Annotated in this window: 11 protein-coding genes; 9 read left to right on the top strand and 2 right to left on the bottom strand. The window is 63.7% G+C overall.

Annotated features, from left to right (window positions below; translation table 11 throughout):
* Positions 1 to 121: 121 nt before the first annotated feature.
* Positions 122 to 2,521, bottom strand: a complete 2,400-nt coding sequence (locus AADW18_RS10755; RefSeq protein ID WP_337343381.1) for a glycoside hydrolase family 2 TIM barrel-domain containing protein — start codon at positions 2,519 to 2,521, stop codon at positions 122 to 124.
* Positions 2,522 to 3,547: 1,026 nt separating this feature from the next.
* Between AADW18_RS10755 and AADW18_RS10760 the strand changes: the two genes are divergently transcribed.
* The 5 genes from AADW18_RS10760 to AADW18_RS10780 all read left to right on the top strand — a co-directional run bounded on the left by AADW18_RS10760 (position 3,548) and on the right by AADW18_RS10780 (position 12,761).
* Positions 3,548 to 5,917, top strand: coding sequence for a hypothetical protein (locus AADW18_RS10760; protein ID WP_337343382.1), 2,370 nt, complete (start codon positions 3,548 to 3,550; stop codon positions 5,915 to 5,917).
* Positions 5,918 to 6,116: 199 nt separating this feature from the next.
* On the top strand, positions 6,117 to 8,312 hold the full coding sequence (locus tag AADW18_RS10765; protein WP_337343383.1) for a glycoside hydrolase family 9 protein: 2,196 nt from the start codon (positions 6,117 to 6,119) through the stop codon (positions 8,310 to 8,312).
* Positions 8,309 to 10,222, top strand: a complete 1,914-nt coding sequence (locus AADW18_RS10770) for a glycoside hydrolase family 97 protein (RefSeq protein WP_337343384.1) — start codon at positions 8,309 to 8,311, stop codon at positions 10,220 to 10,222. Before AADW18_RS10765 ends, AADW18_RS10770 begins: the two co-directional genes overlap by 4 nt.
* Positions 10,219 to 11,145: an alpha/beta hydrolase-fold protein gene (locus AADW18_RS10775; protein WP_337343385.1), complete on the top strand. Its 927-nt coding sequence runs from the start codon at positions 10,219 to 10,221 to the stop codon at positions 11,143 to 11,145. The genes AADW18_RS10770 and AADW18_RS10775 overlap by 4 nt, the downstream gene beginning before the upstream one ends.
* A gap of 68 nt (positions 11,146 to 11,213) precedes the next feature.
* Positions 11,214 to 12,761 (top strand): carboxylesterase family protein, encoded by a 1,548-nt coding sequence (locus AADW18_RS10780; RefSeq protein WP_337343386.1) that lies wholly within the window; start codon positions 11,214 to 11,216, stop codon positions 12,759 to 12,761.
* Positions 12,762 to 13,076: 315 nt separating this feature from the next.
* Here the strand turns inward: AADW18_RS10780 and AADW18_RS10785 are convergent, their stop codons facing one another.
* Positions 13,077 to 13,265: a hypothetical protein gene (locus tag AADW18_RS10785; protein WP_337343387.1), complete on the bottom strand. Its 189-nt coding sequence runs from the start codon at positions 13,263 to 13,265 to the stop codon at positions 13,077 to 13,079.
* A 141-nt stretch (positions 13,266 to 13,406) separates the two neighbouring features.
* Here AADW18_RS10785 and AADW18_RS10790 point away from each other — a divergent pair, with 141 nt between their 5' ends.
* From AADW18_RS10790 to AADW18_RS10805, 4 genes are all read left to right on the top strand, one after another.
* Positions 13,407 to 14,309: a LysR family transcriptional regulator gene (locus AADW18_RS10790; RefSeq protein ID WP_337343388.1), complete on the top strand. Its 903-nt coding sequence runs from the start codon at positions 13,407 to 13,409 to the stop codon at positions 14,307 to 14,309.
* Positions 14,310 to 14,573: 264 nt separating this feature from the next.
* The gene (locus AADW18_RS10795) at positions 14,574 to 15,470 is read left to right on the top strand and encodes a LysR family transcriptional regulator (RefSeq protein WP_337343389.1); all 897 of its coding nucleotides are present in this window, start codon (positions 14,574 to 14,576) and stop codon (positions 15,468 to 15,470) included.
* Between the two features lie 318 nt (positions 15,471 to 15,788).
* On the top strand, positions 15,789 to 16,427 hold the full coding sequence (locus AADW18_RS10800) for a glutathione S-transferase (protein WP_337343390.1): 639 nt from the start codon (positions 15,789 to 15,791) through the stop codon (positions 16,425 to 16,427).
* Positions 16,428 to 16,476: 49 nt separating this feature from the next.
* Entirely contained in the window at positions 16,477 to 18,531 is a 2,055-nt protein-coding gene (locus tag AADW18_RS10805; RefSeq protein ID WP_337343391.1) for a pyridoxamine 5'-phosphate oxidase family protein, read from the top strand.
* The last annotated feature ends 23 nt before the right edge of the window (positions 18,532 to 18,554 follow it).

Below are 18,554 nucleotides of genomic sequence, written 5' to 3' on the forward strand. Positions count from 1 at the left end.
GCGCTGCGGCGCGTTCTTGATCGTGTTGACCGAGCGGCTATCGAGGCGCGGAGCGGCGTCCCGCCGCGAGTTCTTCCATCAGGTCGCGATAGAAGCAAAAGCTCGCGCCGAGACGGCGCTCCTACAGGAGGGGCTGTGGTGTGATCGCCTGCACCTGTATCCGGCGGGAGGGTAGGCCTTCGGTTTCGATATCGATGACGATCGGGCCGGCTTGGGCGCCGGCGCGGACGACCGCGACCACACGGCCGTGGAAGGTCGTCCGTTCGCCCGATTGGAAGCTGGAAATATCCACCGGATTGCCGTTGCCGATGCCCGCCAATGTTCCTGCTCCGCTCACGCGCACGCGTACCTTTCTGTCGTCCTTGCGTGCATAGACTGGCGTGCCATCTGCGTCATGCAATTCCACGGCGACATAGGCCAGATCCTCGCCGTTCGCTGCGAGCTGCGATCGATCCACCGACACGCTAGCGGCGGCCGGCTGGCTTGCGGTGCGCAATTCCCAGCGCGCGGCCTCGCGTCCGTCGCGATAACCCACCGCGAGCAGTCGACCCGGCGCGTAAGGCACGTCGTAAGCGACCTTGTACTCGCTTTTCACGCTGACCGGTTTGCGGCCGAGGCTCTTGCCGTTGAGGAACAGTTCCACTTCGGGCAATTCGGAATAGACCAGCACCTCCTGGCGCTTGCCTTCCTGGCCCGGCCACGTCCAACTGGGGTGGACATCTTCCAGCGACCAATCGAGGTGCGGCGGCGTGATCGGATACAGGTGGCGGTCGGGGAGGTCCTCGGTGCCCTTGGGCTGCCGGACGAACGCGGATATCGGGGTGATGCCGGTTTTCCAGACCACCTGGCGGTAGTAGGCCGCCGGACGCATGCGCCCGGTCGCGTCGATCTCGCCGCAGTACGCCAGATGCCAAGGGTAGGGGCCCAGCTTCTGCCAGTCCTGGCTGTAGCCCATCCAGCCGATACCGGCTTCGCCCAGGTAATCCACGGCGGTCCAGACGAAATCGCCGATCACCCACGGCATGGTTTCGACCGCGCGCCAGTAAGGAAGGAGTTCCTTCGACAGGGACTCGGAGGTGTACATGGTCAGCTTGGGAAGCTGCTCATGCTCCTTGCCGAAGATATGGGCGTGATAGTTGTAGCCAACGACATCCAATTCCGCGGCTTGCTGGGTGCTTTTGGGCGGATCGGCGTTGATGGCCTGGGTGACCGGCCGGGTCGGGTCGAGCTTGCGCACGCGCTCTGCCAGCTTGCGAGCGGTTTCGATGCCCTGGGGCGTGCCATCTTCCGGGATCTCGTTGCCGATGCTCCAGAACAGCACGCTGGGATGGTTCCGGCCGCTGACCACCATGCTGTCGATATCCTGCGGCCAGTCTTCGGCGAAGAAACGCGAATAGTCCTGCGGCTTCTTGCTCTTGTTCCAACTGTCGAAGGCTTCGTTGACGACCAGCATGCCCAGTTCATCCGCCGCGTCCAGCGTGGCCTGGCTGGCCGGGTTGTGTGCGCTGCGGATGGCGTTGTAGCCGGCCGCCTTCATCAGGGCGACCTTGCGCGCCTCGGCGTCGGGCGCGCCCGCCGCACCGATCATGTAGTTGTCGTGATGGATGTTGCCGCCGCGAAGCAGCACTCGCTTGCCGTTGATGCGCAGGCCATTCGTGGCATCCAGGGAAACCGAACGAATTCCGAAGCGAGTGCGCCGCTCATCGACGGTCGCGCCATCGATGCGGATCTCCTGCACCAGCGTGTAGAGCTCGGGAGATTCCGGAGACCACAAGCGCGGATGGGCGACGACGAGTTCCTGCGACCGTTCCGCGCGCGCGCCGGCCGGCACCGCATGCGTCTGTCTGGCTTCGGCGACCGTCTCGCCGTTGGCCGCAACCACTTTGGTCGCCCATTCGGCCGACTGCGCCTTGTTCGATCGGTTGGCAATGGTCGTGTTCACCGCGACCACGCCGCGGTCTTCGGCCGCGACTGGCGTTGAAACGAATACGCTCTCCGGTTCGATGTGGATCGGATCGAGCAGCTCCAACGCGACCGGCCGGATCAGTCCTGAGCCGGCATACCAGCGCGAAGACGGGTCGGCATGATCAACGCGTACGACGATGACATTGCTGCCGGCGCGGACCTTGCCAGTCAGATCAACGGTGAAAGCGGTGTAGCCGTAGCGGTGTTTCTTCAGATGTTCGCCGTTGACCCAGATATCGGCGTCCATGTACACGGCTTCGAAGTTCAGCCGGACAATGCGCGAAGCGTCGTCCGGCGTGAGGACCAGATCGCGGCGATACCAGCCGGTGCCGCCGGGCAGATAGCCCGAATCCTGTCCGCTGGGGGTCGCCCGGTCGAACGGGGACTGCCCGTTCGCTTTGTCCATGATCGAAAAGTCATGGGGAACGGCGACCTGATGCCAGGAGCGATCATCGAACGCGGACCGCTCCGCACCTGCGGCTTCGCCGGCGTGGAAGCGCCAGTCCTGCGAGAGGCTGCGGACTTCCGCCCAGGCGGGCGATGCGCTGATCGCCATGAGCAGTGCCGCGGCGAGGCATCGTTTCGTGGCCGGGATCGTTCTCAAAATAGGTCTCCTCCCTCTTGTGTTGCGAATGCCGGTGGACGGGCGATTGTCGAACACGCCATGCGGAGCAACCCAGGGCTTGAGGCGGAAATCCTGCTTGCCTGTGAATCGAGTCCGGCTACGTCGGAGCGGCTTTTTCGGGTGCATCCATGGGGAAGCGATCCCTCGGAAAAGGAAGCGGCGACCGGAATGTCTGATCGCGCCGCGACGCTTTATGGCGCGATGCTACAAGACATACTGATGCTTCAAAAATCACAATATTGGTGGGTTCGATATCTGTTCGGATATGGACTGGTACCTCATCAGCGTCGAATCTCAACTGCCACGCATGTGTTCGTTGTAGGAGCGCCGTCTCGGCGCGAGCTTTTGCTTCTATCGCGACCTGATGGAAGAGCTCGCGGCGGGACGCCGCTCCTACAAAGGCGGGGAGGCTGCAGCGGCCTTTGCTCTTGTAGGAGCGCCGTCTCGGCGCGAGCTTTTGATTTGTTCGCGGCGCGGTGGGAAGAGCTCGCGGCGAGGACGCCGCTCCTACGGCACTGTCTACCGCTGTCATGAGGGGCGCGTCACATAAGCACGGCTCTCTATACCGATTCGTATATCGAGAGCGATGTTTCAAGTATTTGTGACATATGCCTGCGGCCCGCAGAATCGAGCGCGTTGCGGTTTTCGGCGGATGCATTTCCACCGGGAAACGCGGCCACTCTCTGCCGCCGTCCGGTATGACCCATGAAACTGTCTCGTCGAACATTTCTGCAATCCACCGCCGCGGCCGCACCCCTTCCTTTGTGGGGAGCGAAAGCAGTGGCGCTTGCTCCGTCGCCGTCGCGCTGAAGATTCGCGGCAACGGCCTGACATGAAGAATGCAGATGAAAACACGGGCCTTGATTGCCGCTGCGGAGGGAACCGTCTGCAATGCCCGCTCTTCAAGAGCATTACTTCAAGACGATTATCAAACCCCGCACCGAAGTGGAGTAAGCGATGACACAACAATATCTGCGGGGCATGGCCCTGTCCGTTCTGTTCGGCCTGGTGGCCTGCGGCGGCGGCAAAACGTCGTCACCTTCCGCGCCCGCGCCCAGAGTCGCAGCCGCAGCCACAGCTACAGCCGCTGCGACGCCGCTGCGAGTAATGGCAGGCCCACTCCCGGCGAGGAAGACCTGGAACAGCGTGAAGTTCGGTGGTGGCGGCTACGTCAGTGGCTTGGTCTTCCACCCGACCACCGCCAACCTGCTGTATGCGCGCACTGACATCGGTGGCGCCTACCGCTGGAACCAGGCGACGTCATCCTGGGTGGCCATCACCGATGGTCTGGGTTTTGGTGCGGCCGACAGCCGTTTCCACGGCATCGAGAGCATGGCCGTCGATCCAAACAACGACCAGCTCGTCTACATGGGCGCCGGCATGTACACGACCGAAGGCAACGGCCGCCTGTACCGCTCCAGCAACCGCGGTGACCAGTGGACCTACGTCGCCCTGCCTTTCCCGCTCGGCGGCAACAATCCCGGCCGGGCCATCGGTGAACGCCTGATGGTGGACCCCAACAGACCGTCGACGCTGTTCTACGCCACGCGCACGGCGGGTCTGTGGAAGAGCGTCGACTCCGGTCTCACGTGGGCCCAGGTCACGTCGCTGTCGAGCGCCAAGTTGACCCAGGACCAGGTCAATGCCTTGGGCATCGGCAGTGCCATGGGCGTCGAGACGGTCGTCTACGACACCGGTACCAAGGGCAGCGGCACGGCCACGCAGACGATCTACGCGCCCATCGCGCCGGACTACGTCCAAACAGCAGGGCTGGCCTCGAACCTATACAAGTCCAGCAACGGCGGCGCCTCGTGGACCCCGGTTTCGGTGCCGATCTCCGGCTATCACATCCCACACATGGTGCGCGCCGCAGACGGCATGTTCTATGTCGTGTTCACCAAGGAGACCGGCCCGGGCGCCGGTGGTCCCGCCCGTCTCTACAAGTTCGACGGCAGCAACTGGACCTTGCTCAACAGCATCGACTCCGCCGGCTACGGCGGCGTGTCCGTTTCCGGCACCGGCGCGACCACGCGCATTGCGCTGGGTGTAACCAACACCTGGGGGAGCTTCGACGGCCAGCAGATCATCCGGCTGTCCGACAACGGCGGCCTGACCTGGCGCGAGATCGCGGCCACCATGCCGCATACGCCGGCCGACGCGTCCTTCTGGGGCTGGCCCGACGACGTCGAGATCAATCCCGCCAACCGCGATCACATCGTGTACGGCCATGGTGGCGGCATCTGGGAAACGCGCAACGCATCCTCGGCCACGCCGAGCTGGGTCGAGCTGAACGACGGCATCGAGGAGACTGCTGTCCTGGGTGTGGCCACGCCGCCGGCCAGCGCCACGTACACCGTGATCAACGCCATGGGCGACGTCGGCACTTGGGTGCACACCAACCTCGCGACCAAGCCGACCTTGACGCCGGCCACCGGCTGGAGCAACGGCTTCGCCGCCGACATGGCGTGGTCCGATCCGCAGTACATGGCCACCATCGGCGTCATCCTGGGCACCAGCACCGGCTACGGCGTGTGGTCCGGTGACGGCGGCAACACCTGGGCCCAGTTCGCCACCTACCCGACGGGCGTCGCGGAAAACAAGGGTGGGGAAGCGAGCATCGCCATCACCGCGCGCAACCGGGCGGTCTGGGCGCCCGGCAACTCGGTGCCGTCCTACACCACGGACAACGGCGCCACCTGGGTGCCGACCAATCTGCCCGCGATCAACACCATCTTCCCCCGCGCCTACCGACTGGTCGCAGATCGCAAGAACCCCAACAAGGTCTACGCCTACGATTCCGGAGGCCACTGGTGGGGCACGCCGGGCAAGGTCTACGTGTCGACGGATGGCGGCCACACCTTCACGTTGAGCCAGGGTTCGCTGGCCGCGGCGCTGGCCCCCAACTATTTCGGGAACACCTCGCTGGCGGTCAACCCCAACGTCGAGGGCGACATCTGGCTGGCCGACGGCAACGCCGTGTACCACTCGACGGATTCGGGCGCGACCTGGACCAAGCTCAACGCCTTTGCGTCGATCTGGGGCGACAACGAAACGTGGTCCTATCCCGAAGTGCAGGGCGCAAGCATAGTGGCGTTGGGCAAGGCGGAGACAGGCGCGACCTACCCGGCCGCGGTCTACGTGGTGGGCGCGATGAATGACGTGTGGGGCGTGTACCGCTCCAACGACGGCGGTGCCACCTGGACGCGCTTCAACGACGATGCTCACCAGTACGGCGGCATCGGTGTGATGGCGGCGGATCAGCGCATCCATGGACGGATCTACTTCAGCGGCACCGGCCGCGGCCTGTTGTACGCAACCAAACCCTAGTTCATTCGCGGCCATAGCGATGACGGAGCAGCCTGCCGCCCTGTCGGCAGGCCTCCACCCTCATCAACCAACGAACCCAGGAACTTCATGACGCTCAGGCAACCCTTATGACCTGCGCTTGCCGTGCTGAGCTCACTGACTTCGCACGCGCAAAGCGCCAATGGGCGCATGCCGTTCCTGCACCGGAGTGGAGTAAGCGATGACACAACGATATCCGCGGGGCATGCCGACCATGTCGGTTCTGTTCGGCATGGTGGCCGGCCTGTCGGCCTGCGGAGGTCGTGGCGAAACTGCGTCACCGCCGCCCGCCCGCGTGACCGCAGCGGCTCCCATCGCAGTAGCCGCTTCCGCGCAAGTAATGGCAGGCCCACTTCCGGCCCGGCTGAAAGAAGTCGTGGGCAACGGCCCGTTCATCGTGGTCGATCAGTTCGGCTATCTGCCCGGCCTGAAAAAAGTGGCCGTGCTGCGCGACCCGGCGGAAGGCTTCGACAGTGCGAATCAGTACCGGCCAAGCGCGACGCTGCAAGTGGTCAATACGGCGACGAACACGGTGGTGTTCCGCGGCTCGCCCACGCCATGGAAGAGTGGACAGGTCGACGCTTCTTCCGGCGATCGCGCCTGGCATTTCGACTTCAGCGCCGTCACCGCAGCCGGTACTTATGAGGTAGTGGACGCAGCGCGCAACGTACGATCGGCGCGGTTCGAGATCGGCGCCAACGTGTACCGGCCGGTGCTGGTGCAGGCGGTGCGCACGTTCTTCTACCAACGCGCCGGACACGCCAAGGCGGCGCAATACGCGGGCGCCAACTGGGCCGATACCGCGAGCCACCTCGGCGCGCTGCAGGACAGTCAGGCGCGTCGCTACAACGCGACCGGCGATGCATCGACCCAGCGCGACCTGCGTGGCGGCTGGTACGACGCTGGCGACTTCAACAAGTACACCAGTTGGGGGGCCGCTTACGTCGTCGATTTGCTGCACGCCTATACCGAGAACGAATCGGTGTGGACAGACGACTTCAACCTGCCGGAGTCCGGCAACGGCGTACCCGACATCCTGGATGAGGTGAAGTGGGGCCTGGACTGGCTGGTGCGGATGCAGAACAGCGACGGTTCGGTGCTGTCCATTGTTGGGCTGGCATCGGCCGACGGCGGCGGCCGGCCTTCCGCCGCTACCGGGCAAAGCCGCTACGGCGATGCGAACACCTCGGCGACGTTGGCGTCCGCGGCGGCCTACGCCTATGGCGCGCAGGTGTATGCCTCATTGAACACACCGGCTTACGATGCTTACGCCGCTGATCTGAAGCTGCGTGCGGAGCGCGCGTGGGGTTGGGCCAATGCCAATCCCAACGTGCTGTTCTACAACAACGACGCTTCCCGCGGCACGCAGGGCCTGGGTGCCGGGCAGCAGGAAACCGACGACACCGGCCGTGCCAATTTGCGTCTGACCGCGGCGATCTATCTGTACGCATTGACGGGCAACACGACGTATCGCAGCTACGTCGACAGTCATTACACCGAAACGCCGATGATGAGTTCGTGGTGGCTGGCGCCTTACGATGCCGGCGTGAATCGACCGCTGTTGTACTACGCGTCGCTACCCGGTGCGACGGCCAGCGTGGCGCAAAATATCCGCACCCGTTACACGGAACTGTGGGAGCGCCCGGACTATGCCGGCTGGGGCGCCATCGCGGGTCAGCGAGATCCGTATCGCGCCCACCTCGACTCCTACCATTGGGGCAGCAACGGGATAAAGGCGCTCACGGGCGGCATGTTCGCCGACCAGGCGCTGTACGGCTTGAGTCAGCACAGTTCCGCCGAAATCGCCGACGCCGGCGCTGCCTATTTGCACTACCTGCACGGCGTCAATCCGCTGGGCAAGGCGTATCTATCGAACATGGGTGCCTACGGCGCTGAAAACTCGGTGGATCAGTTCTTCCATTCGTGGTTCGCCGATGGCTCCGCGTGGGACAGCGTGCGGGACTCGCAGTACGGGCCCGCGCCTGGCTTCCTGGTGGGCGGCGCCAACAGCACGCAGTACGACTGGGACGAACGCTGCCCCGGGATATCGCCGAATTGCGGCACCGCCCGACCCTCGCCGCCGTATGGCCAACCCGGGCAGAAGGCGTACAAGGATTTCAACGACAGCTGGCCGCTGAATTCGTGGTCGGTCACCGAGAATTCCAACGGCTACCAGACCTCCTACATCCGGTTGCTGGCGCGATACGTGACCGCGCCGCAGGCGTCGGGGCTTTCACAAGTATCACTGTCGCAGGTGTCTCTGTCGCAGGTGTCGAAAGAGCGCACCGCTGTGGGTCCGCAGATAGCACCTGATGGCACGTCGCAGCGGCTGCGGCCGCGTGACCGGTCTTACCCCTACAAGACGGAGCGCAAATGAAAGTATTCGCGGTGATGGTGGCTACGGCCTGCGCGGTGGCAGCAGGTTCGGCGTTCGCGGGACAGCTGGCGATTCCGTCGCCAGCCGGCCAGGCGGAGATCCGCATCGAGGACGATGCCAGCAAGTTCTTGGTGCTTTGGCGTGGTGAAACCGTCGTTGCTGCTTCACCACTGGGGCTGGAACTCGACGGCGCTCCCGCGTTCGGCACGTTGACGCTCGAACGTCGCGAAGACACCGAGATCGACCGCAGCATTCCGCTGGTCGCGACCAAGGCTTCGGTGGCGCGCGATCACTACCGCGGTGCGACGCTGACGTTTCGCGAAAGTGGCACCGCCGCACGCAGAGTTGTCATCGACGTGCGCGCCTATGACGATGGCGTTGCGTTCCGCTATCGCATCGACGATGCGGCACCGATACGCTTGAAAGGAGAGCGCACCGCGTTCGTCCTGTCCGGCGACCCCGAATGCCTGGCGACGAAATTCGAAGCGGCGCACGAAATGCCGTTCGAACGCCTCAAGGTCTCGCAGCTTGCCGAAGACGTGCGTTACGACGTGCCGCTGGTCTGCACCAGCCGCTCGGGCCGCGCGTCGCTGGCGATCGCGCAGGCGCATCTGGAAGGCTACGCCGGCGCATCGCTGCAGCGCGAAGGCGACGCGTTGCGCTTGCAGCTGTCAGCGGTCCCCGATAAGAAAGGGCCGGCCTATGTCTCCGAGAAAGGCCTGCGTTCCGCGTGGCGCGTGGTGATGCTGGGCGACCGGCCTGGCGACATGATCGCCTCGCATCTGATCGGCAATCTCAATCCGTCACCACAAGGCGATTTCAGCTGGGTCAAGCCAGGCAAGGCCGCGTGGGATTGGTGGTCGGGACCGTTGGTGGGCATGAAGCCCGGCATGGCCGCCTATAAGCGCTTCATCGACTTCGCGGCGGAGTCGGGTTTTCCGTATTACCTGATCGATGCGGGCTGGTCCTGGGGCGCCGGCCCTTGCTGCGAGGCGCTGCCCACGACCGATATAGCGAGGGCGGCGGACGGCATCGACATGCCGGCGCTGGTGCGTTACGCCGCGGACAAAGGCGTGGGGCTGCTGGTATGGGCGCACTGGGAGCACCTGGCGCCGCGCATGGACGAAGTGCTGGATACCTACGCGCGCTGGGGCATCAAGGGCGTCAAGGTGGATTTCATGAATCGCGACGACCAGGAGATGGTCGCGTTCTATCAACGCCTCGCCGCCGGCACCGCACAACGCCGGTTGCTGCTGGATATGCACGGCGCCTACGTGCCGGCCGGGTTGCAACGCAGTTATCCCAACTACATCACCCAGGAAGGCGTGCTGGGCGCCGAATGGAACAAGATGGACAAGCGCATCACGCCGCGGCACAACCTGATGCTGCCGTACACACGCATGCTGGCTGGGCCGATGGACTACACGCCGGGCGGCTTCCGCCACGTCGCGCCGGCCAAGTTCGAAGTGCGCGACCAGATGCCGCTGACGCAGACCACGCGCGGGCAGGCGCTGGCGATGTACGTGGTCTACGACAGCCCCTTGCAGATGGTGTCCGACGCTCCCGAGGCATATCGGGATGCGGCGGGCTTCGAGTTCATCCGGCGCGTGCCCACCGCCTGGGACGAAACGCGTTTTCTCTCCGGCGAACCGGGACGCGACATCGTGCTGGCGCGGCGCTCAGGCGCGGCCTGGTACGTGGGTGCGATGACGGCCGACGAGGCGCGCACCGCACGCGTCCCGTTGTCCTTTCTGCCAGAGGGTAATTACCGCGCGACGGTGTGGGAAGACGGCGACGCACCCGAGCAAGTCAAGCGCAGCGAACGCATCGTGACCGCGCGCGACACGCTTGCGCTGCGACTGTCGATCGCCGGTGGCGCTGCGGTAATCCTGGAGCCTGCGAACCCATGAACACGAAATCCCGCAAAGTGATCGCCGCCTTGGCTTGCCTGCTCTTCATTGCCGGCGTTCCATTCGCACGCGGCCAGGAACAGGTCACCCCCGAGCGTGCGCGCGCCAACTTCGCCCGGCCCATCGTGCTCGGTCCGGATGACGTGCGTGCATTTGCCGATGCGCCATCCGGCTTCAGGGATGCGCGCGCCGGCGTACCGCAGGGACGCGTGGAGGAGTTGGCCTACGATTCGCGCATTACCGGCACGCTTCGGCGCGCGCAGATCTATCTGCCTCCAGGCTATTCGGCCGACCGCAAGTACCCGGTGCTTTATCTGCTGCACGGCATTGGCGGCAACCAGGACGAATGGCGGGGCTACGTGCGCGCACCCGCGATCCTGGACAACCTGATCGCCGACGGTAAGGCGGTGCCGATGATCGTCGTGATGCCCAACGGCCGCGCACTGCCGGACGACCGCAGTCCACCGGAGGGGAAGGTGTTCACTCCGGAGAACGCAGCCGGCTTCGCCAAGTTCGAGCACGACCTGCTGGATTTCCTGATCCCCGCAGTGGAGGCGAAGTACTCGGTCCAAGCCGATCGCGAACATCGCGCGGTCGCCGGACTCTCCATGGGCGGCGGGCAGGCGTTGAACTTTGGCCTTGGCCATCTCGATACGTTCGGCTGGGTAGGCGCCTTCTCTCCAGCACCCAATACCCGGCCGCCGGCGGAGTTGCTGACCGATCCTGAAGCGGTGCGCAAACAAGTCGCACTGCTGTACCTGTCGTGCGGCAACCGCGACGGCTTGATCAGCGTTTCGCAGGGCGTGCACGAGTACCTGAAGCAGCATGACGTTCCGCACGTTTGGAACGTCGATGACCACGGCCATGATGGCGACAGCTGGGCTAACAACCTCTACCACTTCGCACAGAAGCTCTTCCGCTGACAGGCGCGGTCGCGTAAACCGATCATTGTCGTGTCCCGGTCAACGTGGCTGACACCTGAGGAACAAGCATGCATCCACGCCTACGTTCATGGCTCGCCATCGCAACACTGATGCTATGCGTCTCGTCGGCCCAGGGTGCGGCGCGCGCGCCCGATCCGAACGCGCCCGTGGTCCGGATAGAGGAAGGTTTGATCGCCGGCACGCAAGCAGATGGAATTACGCGCTTCTTCGGCGTGCCTTATGCCGCGCCACCGGTCGGCGAATTCCGCTGGCGGGCGCCGCAACCGCTTCAGCCGTGGACCGGGACCCGGGAGGCGCGCGCTTTCTCCCCGGTTTGCCGGCAGACGGTCCCATGGATATCGGAGCCGCAAAGCGAGGATTGCCTCTATCTCAACGTCTGGGCACCGGCGGGAGCGAAGAAATTGCCAGTGATGGTATGGATTCACGGCGGCGGTTTTTTTGGCGGGTCAGGTTCGCAAGCGGGCACCGACGGAAGCCGGCTGACGCGGCAAGGCGTGATCGTCGTGACACTCAATTACCGCCTTGGGATATTCGGCTTCTTCGCTCATCCGGAGCTGAGCGCGGAGTCGCCAGCCAAGGCTTCCGGCAATCAGGGAATACTGGACCAGATCGCCGCGTTGCGTTGGATCCAGCGCAATATCGCGGCCTTCGGTGGAGATCCTGACCGCGTCACCATCATGGGCGAATCCGCGGGTGCGAACTCGGTAGCGGTGCTGGTCGCATCGCCGTTGGCCAAAGGGCTGTTCCAACGCGCCATCGCCGAAAGCGGCAACGCCGCACTCCCGCTCGATCGCAGTGAGAACTGGATGTTCGACCGGACCCAGGTAGAGGCGGAAGGCGTGGCGTTCGCGCACCAACTGGGCACCGAGCACCTGGCTGATCTGCGCGCGATCGATGCGGACACGCTGATCCGCAAGAACTGGGCGCCGCGGACGATCGTCGACAATCACCTGCTGGTTGAGGACATGGAGACGACGTACCGCAACCATTGTCAGAACGATGTACCAATCCTGGTGGGATGGAATGCGGATGAGGGTAAGGACCTTGCGCCCGAAATCCTCGGTACCTCGGATTTCACCGCCGCCGGCCATGGCGCGTTGCTCGCCCGGATGCTCGGACACACGCCATCGGCCAAAGTACTGGCGGACTATCCCGCCACGACTGATGCGCAAGCACGCGAGTCTGTCTTTCGCTTCACCAGCGATTATTGGGGATGGCGGATCTGGCGCTGGGCGGACCTGCACGCGCAGGCGCGCTCAAGCAAGCCCTACGTCTATTATTTCGTCCATTCGCCCGCCGAGCCCGCGACCCCGTGCAACTACGGCTGCCAGGCCGGCCACGGTGCCGAAATCCGCTACGTCTTCGATCAGCTCGACCAGGATCCGCGCGTGTGGAGTTCCGACGATCGGCAGCTTGCCCGCGAGATCGTTGGCTACTGGACCAGTTTCGCCAAGACCGGCGATCCGAATGGCGAAGGCCTCGTCGCCTGGCCCGCTTTCGATGGCAATAAAGCCAACGTGAAACGTCTCGGCACCACCGCTGAGATACGCGAACGGGGCGCGTTGCCGGATTTTGATTCGTTCTCTGATCGGTGATCGCCGCTGGCGTAGCGGAACTGGCGTGGACACATTTCGCTAAAACGCGGGCGTTTTCGTTTCGCGCGGCGGTGTTCTGCGGCCTACAATTCACTCGAACCGAAGCGCTTCGCTGATCGGCTTGATTCGGGCGTTGAACCACGCTCGGCTCGTTCCTCACACACTGTTCGGCCAATCAAAAAAGGCTAGTCATGAGCAGAATCATCGTAATCGAGTTCCGCTTCTGGCATTGGACCAATCGATTGATATCTATCAGCCGATGCTTCGAGCGCATCCGATGATTCGGCTATCGACGTCTATCAATGAGGCTGATGATCAGTCGAGGTATGGACAACGATCATTGAGGCGCACTGTCTCTTCGTTGACGGCAAGCCAGTCGCCCACGTGCATCGCGGACCAGTTGGCGTCATCCAGCTCCCAGTTCGCGTCCTCGCGGGAGCGGCCGTAAGGCGCTGCGCTCGGCGCGAACAGCAAGTGACTGAAGAAGAAATCGCAAGGATTCATGAGGGTTTCTCCGTAGGGGTGTTGCAAGCATCCTCCCGCGGGAGCAAAGTGAATACGCCAGAAGTTGCATCAGCGACTTGCGTGAAATGAAACAAACTCGCCAGGGAGCGGCTCAACTCCACCCATGGCCGCGGAGGGATAGTGGACGTCTTCGATGAGATCGAAATCCTGCATGCCGCGGTCGATTCAGGGCGCCTGTCCGAGGCTTCGCGCAGGCTGGATGTGTCCCCGGTACGTGTCACCCGCGCGATAGCGGCGCTGGAGTCCCGGGTCGGCGAGAGGTTGCTCGATAGATCGCGAAGCGGCGTTTCTCTGACCGCGGCCGGCAGGAGATACGTGGAATACACCCGCGGGCTGGATGGTGCGCTTGAAGGAGCGGCCGCGGCGGCGCGGGCTGCGCACGCCGGTGCCAAGGGGCGGATCGTGGTGTCGGCGCCGGTGTTGTTCGGCAGGTTGTTCGTCCTGCCCTTGCTTCGGGAGTACATGGAAGAACGCCCCGACGTGCGGGTGGACCTGCGCTTGAGCGATCGACTGTTGAACCTGACGGAAGAGGGCGTGGACATCGCCTTCCGTATCGCGCCGTCCAAGGATTCCAGCTTCGTCGCCGCTCCCGTTGCCAAAGTCCGGCGTCGGGTGGTGGCAAGCCCGGCCTATCTTGATTCCAACGGCCGACCCAGGCACCCGCGAAATCTGGCAAGCCATTCGATCGTGGTGTCATCGCACATCACCCAGAATACGGAATGGCGGTTCCGGGATCGCGGCCGCACGCTGTCGGTGCGGATCGAACCGCGGTTGCGCGTGGACCATAACGGCCTGGCGATATCGCTGGCGCAGGCTGGTGTTGGCCTGGTCAGAGTGTTGTCCTACCAGGTAGCGTCGGACGTGGCGAACAAAGTGCTCGAGCCGGTGCTTGAGGAATACCTGCCCGCACCGGTGCCTGTGTGCATCATGTTCAAAGGCGGCTCTCGCGCCGCCGGCAAGGTTCGCAGCCTGGTGGATATGTGTGTTGCGAGCCTGCGCGCCGACACAAGGCTGTCGAGCTAGGGCCTGTTAACGCTATTGGGATGGGCCACGCCGCAATCCAGTGCGTGCGGGGCAAGGAAGAAGGAGGAAATATATGTCGATACATGCCCGAGTGATGACGCCGCCCCGTGCGCACTGCGTTGCGGCCCCCGTATCAAGTACGGGGCGGGCTCTTCGGGTTGCTTCCCCGCCTCGCCAGGAGTCGCCTTTTCAAGAGCCCGCGTGCAAGCCGCTGGCAAGGCGGGGAAGCAACGTGGCCTATCCCAATAGCGTTAACAGGCCCTAATGGACCGCTTGCAGGAGTTGTCCGTCATGCAGGCCGCGGCACATGAAGGTTCGTTCGTGCTCGCCGCGCAACGCCTGGGTATTTCGCAAGCCTCGGTTACCCGCGCCATCGCTTCGCTGGAGCAGCGTTTGGGGATTCCCCTGTTTGATCGCTCCAACGCACAGGTACGCTTGACCGACGCCGGCGTCGCGTTCCTTGCTCATGCGCGACGCGTGACGGAAGCGCTCGACCAAGCGGACGCAGCGGCATTGGCCGGGCTCCCCCAGGCTCGCGGCGTGGTGAAAGTGGCTGCGCCCATGGGACTGGCGGCCATTGCGTTGGCACCGGTGCTGACGGCCTTCGCCGCGGCACATCCCGGAGTAACCGTCCGATGCAGTTTTCATGAATCCCCACGCGAAGCTCCCGATCCGGGTGCTGATGTGGTCTTGGCGATCGCTGGCGACAAGCCGGCATCCGCCCCGGGGACGGTAATCGGCAAGGTGTGGCGTACCACGGCGGCTGCCAAACGCTACCTGGAGAAACACGGCACGCCGAAATCGCTGAAGGACCTGGCGGCTCACCGGTTGATTGATATCCGCGGAAAGAACGCGGGTTCCCATTGGTCCGCCATGGAGACCGCTCGATTCGTCGCGGCACCACGTGTCTGGACCGATTCCGACCAAGCGACGTTGCATGCGTGCGCGGCCGGCATGGGTTTGGCGAGAGTCTGGTCGTACGAACTCATGCGAAGCGATCTGCAAGAAATCCTGCCGCGTTATCGCGAGACCGCCAGGACCCTGATGCTGCACACGCGCCAAAGTGAGTCATGGCACCCGGCGAGGATTTTTACTGAGCTGGCGATCGATATTCTGAGGAATCAAAGTCATCTCACCGGCGCTGGTTCTTCTCGGCGATAGGCTTCTTCCAGCCGCGACTGAACCTGCAAGGCACATCCCGATGGTCTTCAGGACGCCAGGCTCCTGAGTCGCGGCTTGCACGTTGCCTGGACGTCCGCCTGCTCGCTGCCCTCCGGCACTTTGTCTAATCCGACCGAGCGACCGGATTCATTCGCTCGTCGTTCTTGCTCAATACATCCCATCTCCACCGGGTTTCATTTCATGCAATCGCGCATTGCGGCTTTTGGGATATTGATGACGCTGCGGCGAGGCTAGTCTTGGATTTATGCGGTGTCAGCAAGTTTGCGACCCGCAACCCTCCACTACCAAGGAACAACCATGGCGACGACCGAAAGCAAGCCGATCAAACTTTACCGCCACGCACTGTCGGGGCATTCCCACCGCGTTGAGCTGTTCCTCTCCATCCTGGGAGTGCCATACGAACTGGTGGACGTGGATCTGAAGGCGGGCGCTCACAAGAAGCCCGAGTTCCTCGCGCGCAATCCATTCGGCCAAGTGCCTGTCATCGAAGACGGGGACGTGGTCGTGTTCGATTCCAACGGCATATTGGTGTACCTGGCCAATAAGTACGACGCTTCTGGACAATGGTTGCCACGTGATGCGGCGACTGCGGCACGCGTCCAGGGCTGGCTGTCGGTTGCAGCGGGACCGGTCGCATTCGGGCCCGCGGCCGCGCGGCTGGTGACGGTCTTCGGTGCGCCGTACGAGCCGGAAGAACTCAAGAAGCGTTCCGCGGCGCTGCTGCAGGTCTTGGACAAGCAACTCGCGGATCGCAAGTATCTCGCCGGCGATACACCAACCATTGCCGACTTGGCGAACTACGCCTATCTGGCGCATGCGCCGGAAGGCAACGTCGACATCTCACCGTTCGCCAACGTCACCGCGTGGCTGGCACGGATAGAGCAATTGCCTGGCTTCATTCCCATGCAGCGGACAGCAGCGGGGCTGGCGGCCTGATCGCGCATGCCTGATCGAGCATGATCGCAGCGCACTTGGAGGACATGTCATGGCCAACGGCGATACGCACATTCCCTCTCCGTGGCACGCGGGTGAGCTGCGCATGCAACGCCGCCTGGGCGTGGACGAGCGCATGGACAGCGTCGGTCGCCGGGTCATCCGCGACTACATGCCCGACCAGCACATCGAACTGTTCGAATCACTGCCCGCGCTCTTCGTAGGACTGGTGGACGAAGAAGGCTGGCCCTGGGCCGGCCTGTTGGAAGGCAAGCGCGGGTTCATGCGTTCGGCCGGCAACCGGCGGTTGGCGATCCAGGCATTGCCGTCATCCGATGATCCGGTGAGTGCGCTGATACACGACGGCGCGCCCATCGGCATCGTCGGACTGCAGTTCTCGACCCGGCGGCGCAACCGCATGAACGGGCGAATTTCCGGCCTGAGTGCCGCGGGATTCGAAATCGGCGTCGAACAGTCATTCGGCAACTGCCCGCAATACATCCAGACACGCGAGGAGTTGCAGGACGTGCCGGTCGGGAATCAACGGGCTGAGCGCAAGGAGATGACCGAGCTGGACGAAGAAGCGCTGGCGCTGATCCGCAATGCGGACACGTTGTTCGTGGCCAGTTATGCGGATCCGGACGGCGATTCCGGTCGGCGGCAAGTGGACGCGTCGCACCGTGGAGGTCGCGGCGGATTCGTGCATGTGGAAGACAACACGCTGACGATTCCGGACTTCTCGGGCAACCAGTTCTTCAACACCCTTGGAAACATCCTGGAAACCGGCAAAGCCGGCCTGCTCTTCATGGACTTGGAGAACGGCACGGTGCTGCAACTGACGGGCACGGCGAAAGTCGACCTGGATTCGGACATGATCCCGGCATTCCAGGGTGCGGAGCGCCTGTGGACCGTCACCGTCGTCAAGGCCGTGCTTCGTCGTGGTGCGATCGGCAGGCGGTACCGTCTGCGTGAGTTCTCACCCAACAGCCTGCTGACAGGTTCATGGGAAGAAGCCGACGCCAATCTCAAGGCAAAGGCGCTTGGCAATCAGTGGCGGCGGTTCAAGGTGCAGCGGATCGTCGAGGAAAGCTCCAACGTCCGCAGCCTCCATCTGATGCCGGAGGATGAAGCCGGACTGCTCGCGTACCATCCTGGGCAACACCTGCCTATCCGTGTGCAGCCGACCGGCAGCGCGCAGCCACTGATCCGCACCTACACGCTTTCTTCCGCACCTTCGGACGGCGTGTACAGGATCTCCGTCAAGCGGGATGGGGCGGTCTCGGACTTCTTGCACGCCGCGGTCGAAGTGGGCTCGGTGATAGAAGCGAAGTTGCCGGACGGCGGCTTCCATCTGGATGAGAGCTCGCGGCGCCCCGTGGTCATGCTCTCCGCAGGCATTGGCATCACGCCGATGCTGGCGATGGTCCGGCACATCGTCTACGAAGGCCTGCGGACCCGATTCATGCGAACGGTGTACTTCGTCCATGGCGCTCGCACGCTCAAGGAAAGAGCGTTCGGTCAAGAGCTCGAAGAACTGGTGAGGGTGTCCGGCGGGGCCTTGCGGGTGATACATGCACTGAGCCGGCCGGAACCGTCGGCGCGCCAGGGACACGATTACGTCGTGGAAGGGCGCGTGAGTATCGACGCGCTGCGGAAGGTTCTTCCTTTCGACGACTATGACTTCTACCTGTGTGGACCTTCCACGTTCATGCAACAGCTCTATGACCAACTTAAGAAGATGCGCGTCCAGGACGATCGTATCTTCGCCGAAGCCTTTGGCCCGGCAAGCCTGCAGCGCGAAATGCAAGGCAGTGTGGTCACGCTGCCGCCCGCGTCGACATCGCCGGTGAAGGTGATCTTTGCCAAGAGTGCGAAGGAAGCGACGTGGCAGCCGGGTGGCGAATCACTGCTTGAGCTCGCCGAAGTTCATGGCTTGTCGCCTGAGTTCAGTTGCCGAAGCGGCACATGCGGAAGCTGCAGGACGCATCTGGCAGGCGGGGCGGTGACGTATGGGTCGGAGCCTGGTGCGCCGCACTCTGACGCCGACGTACTGATCTGCCAGGCAGTTCCCGCGCAAGGCAGCGACCAGATCGTGCTTGAGGTGTGAACCACGGCGCCACGTGCGGCGCT

Origin of the sequence: Pseudoxanthomonas sp. CCNWLY206-1, assembly GCF_039710385.1 — a bacterium.
GTDB lineage: Bacteria > Pseudomonadota > Gammaproteobacteria > Xanthomonadales > Xanthomonadaceae > Pseudoxanthomonas_A.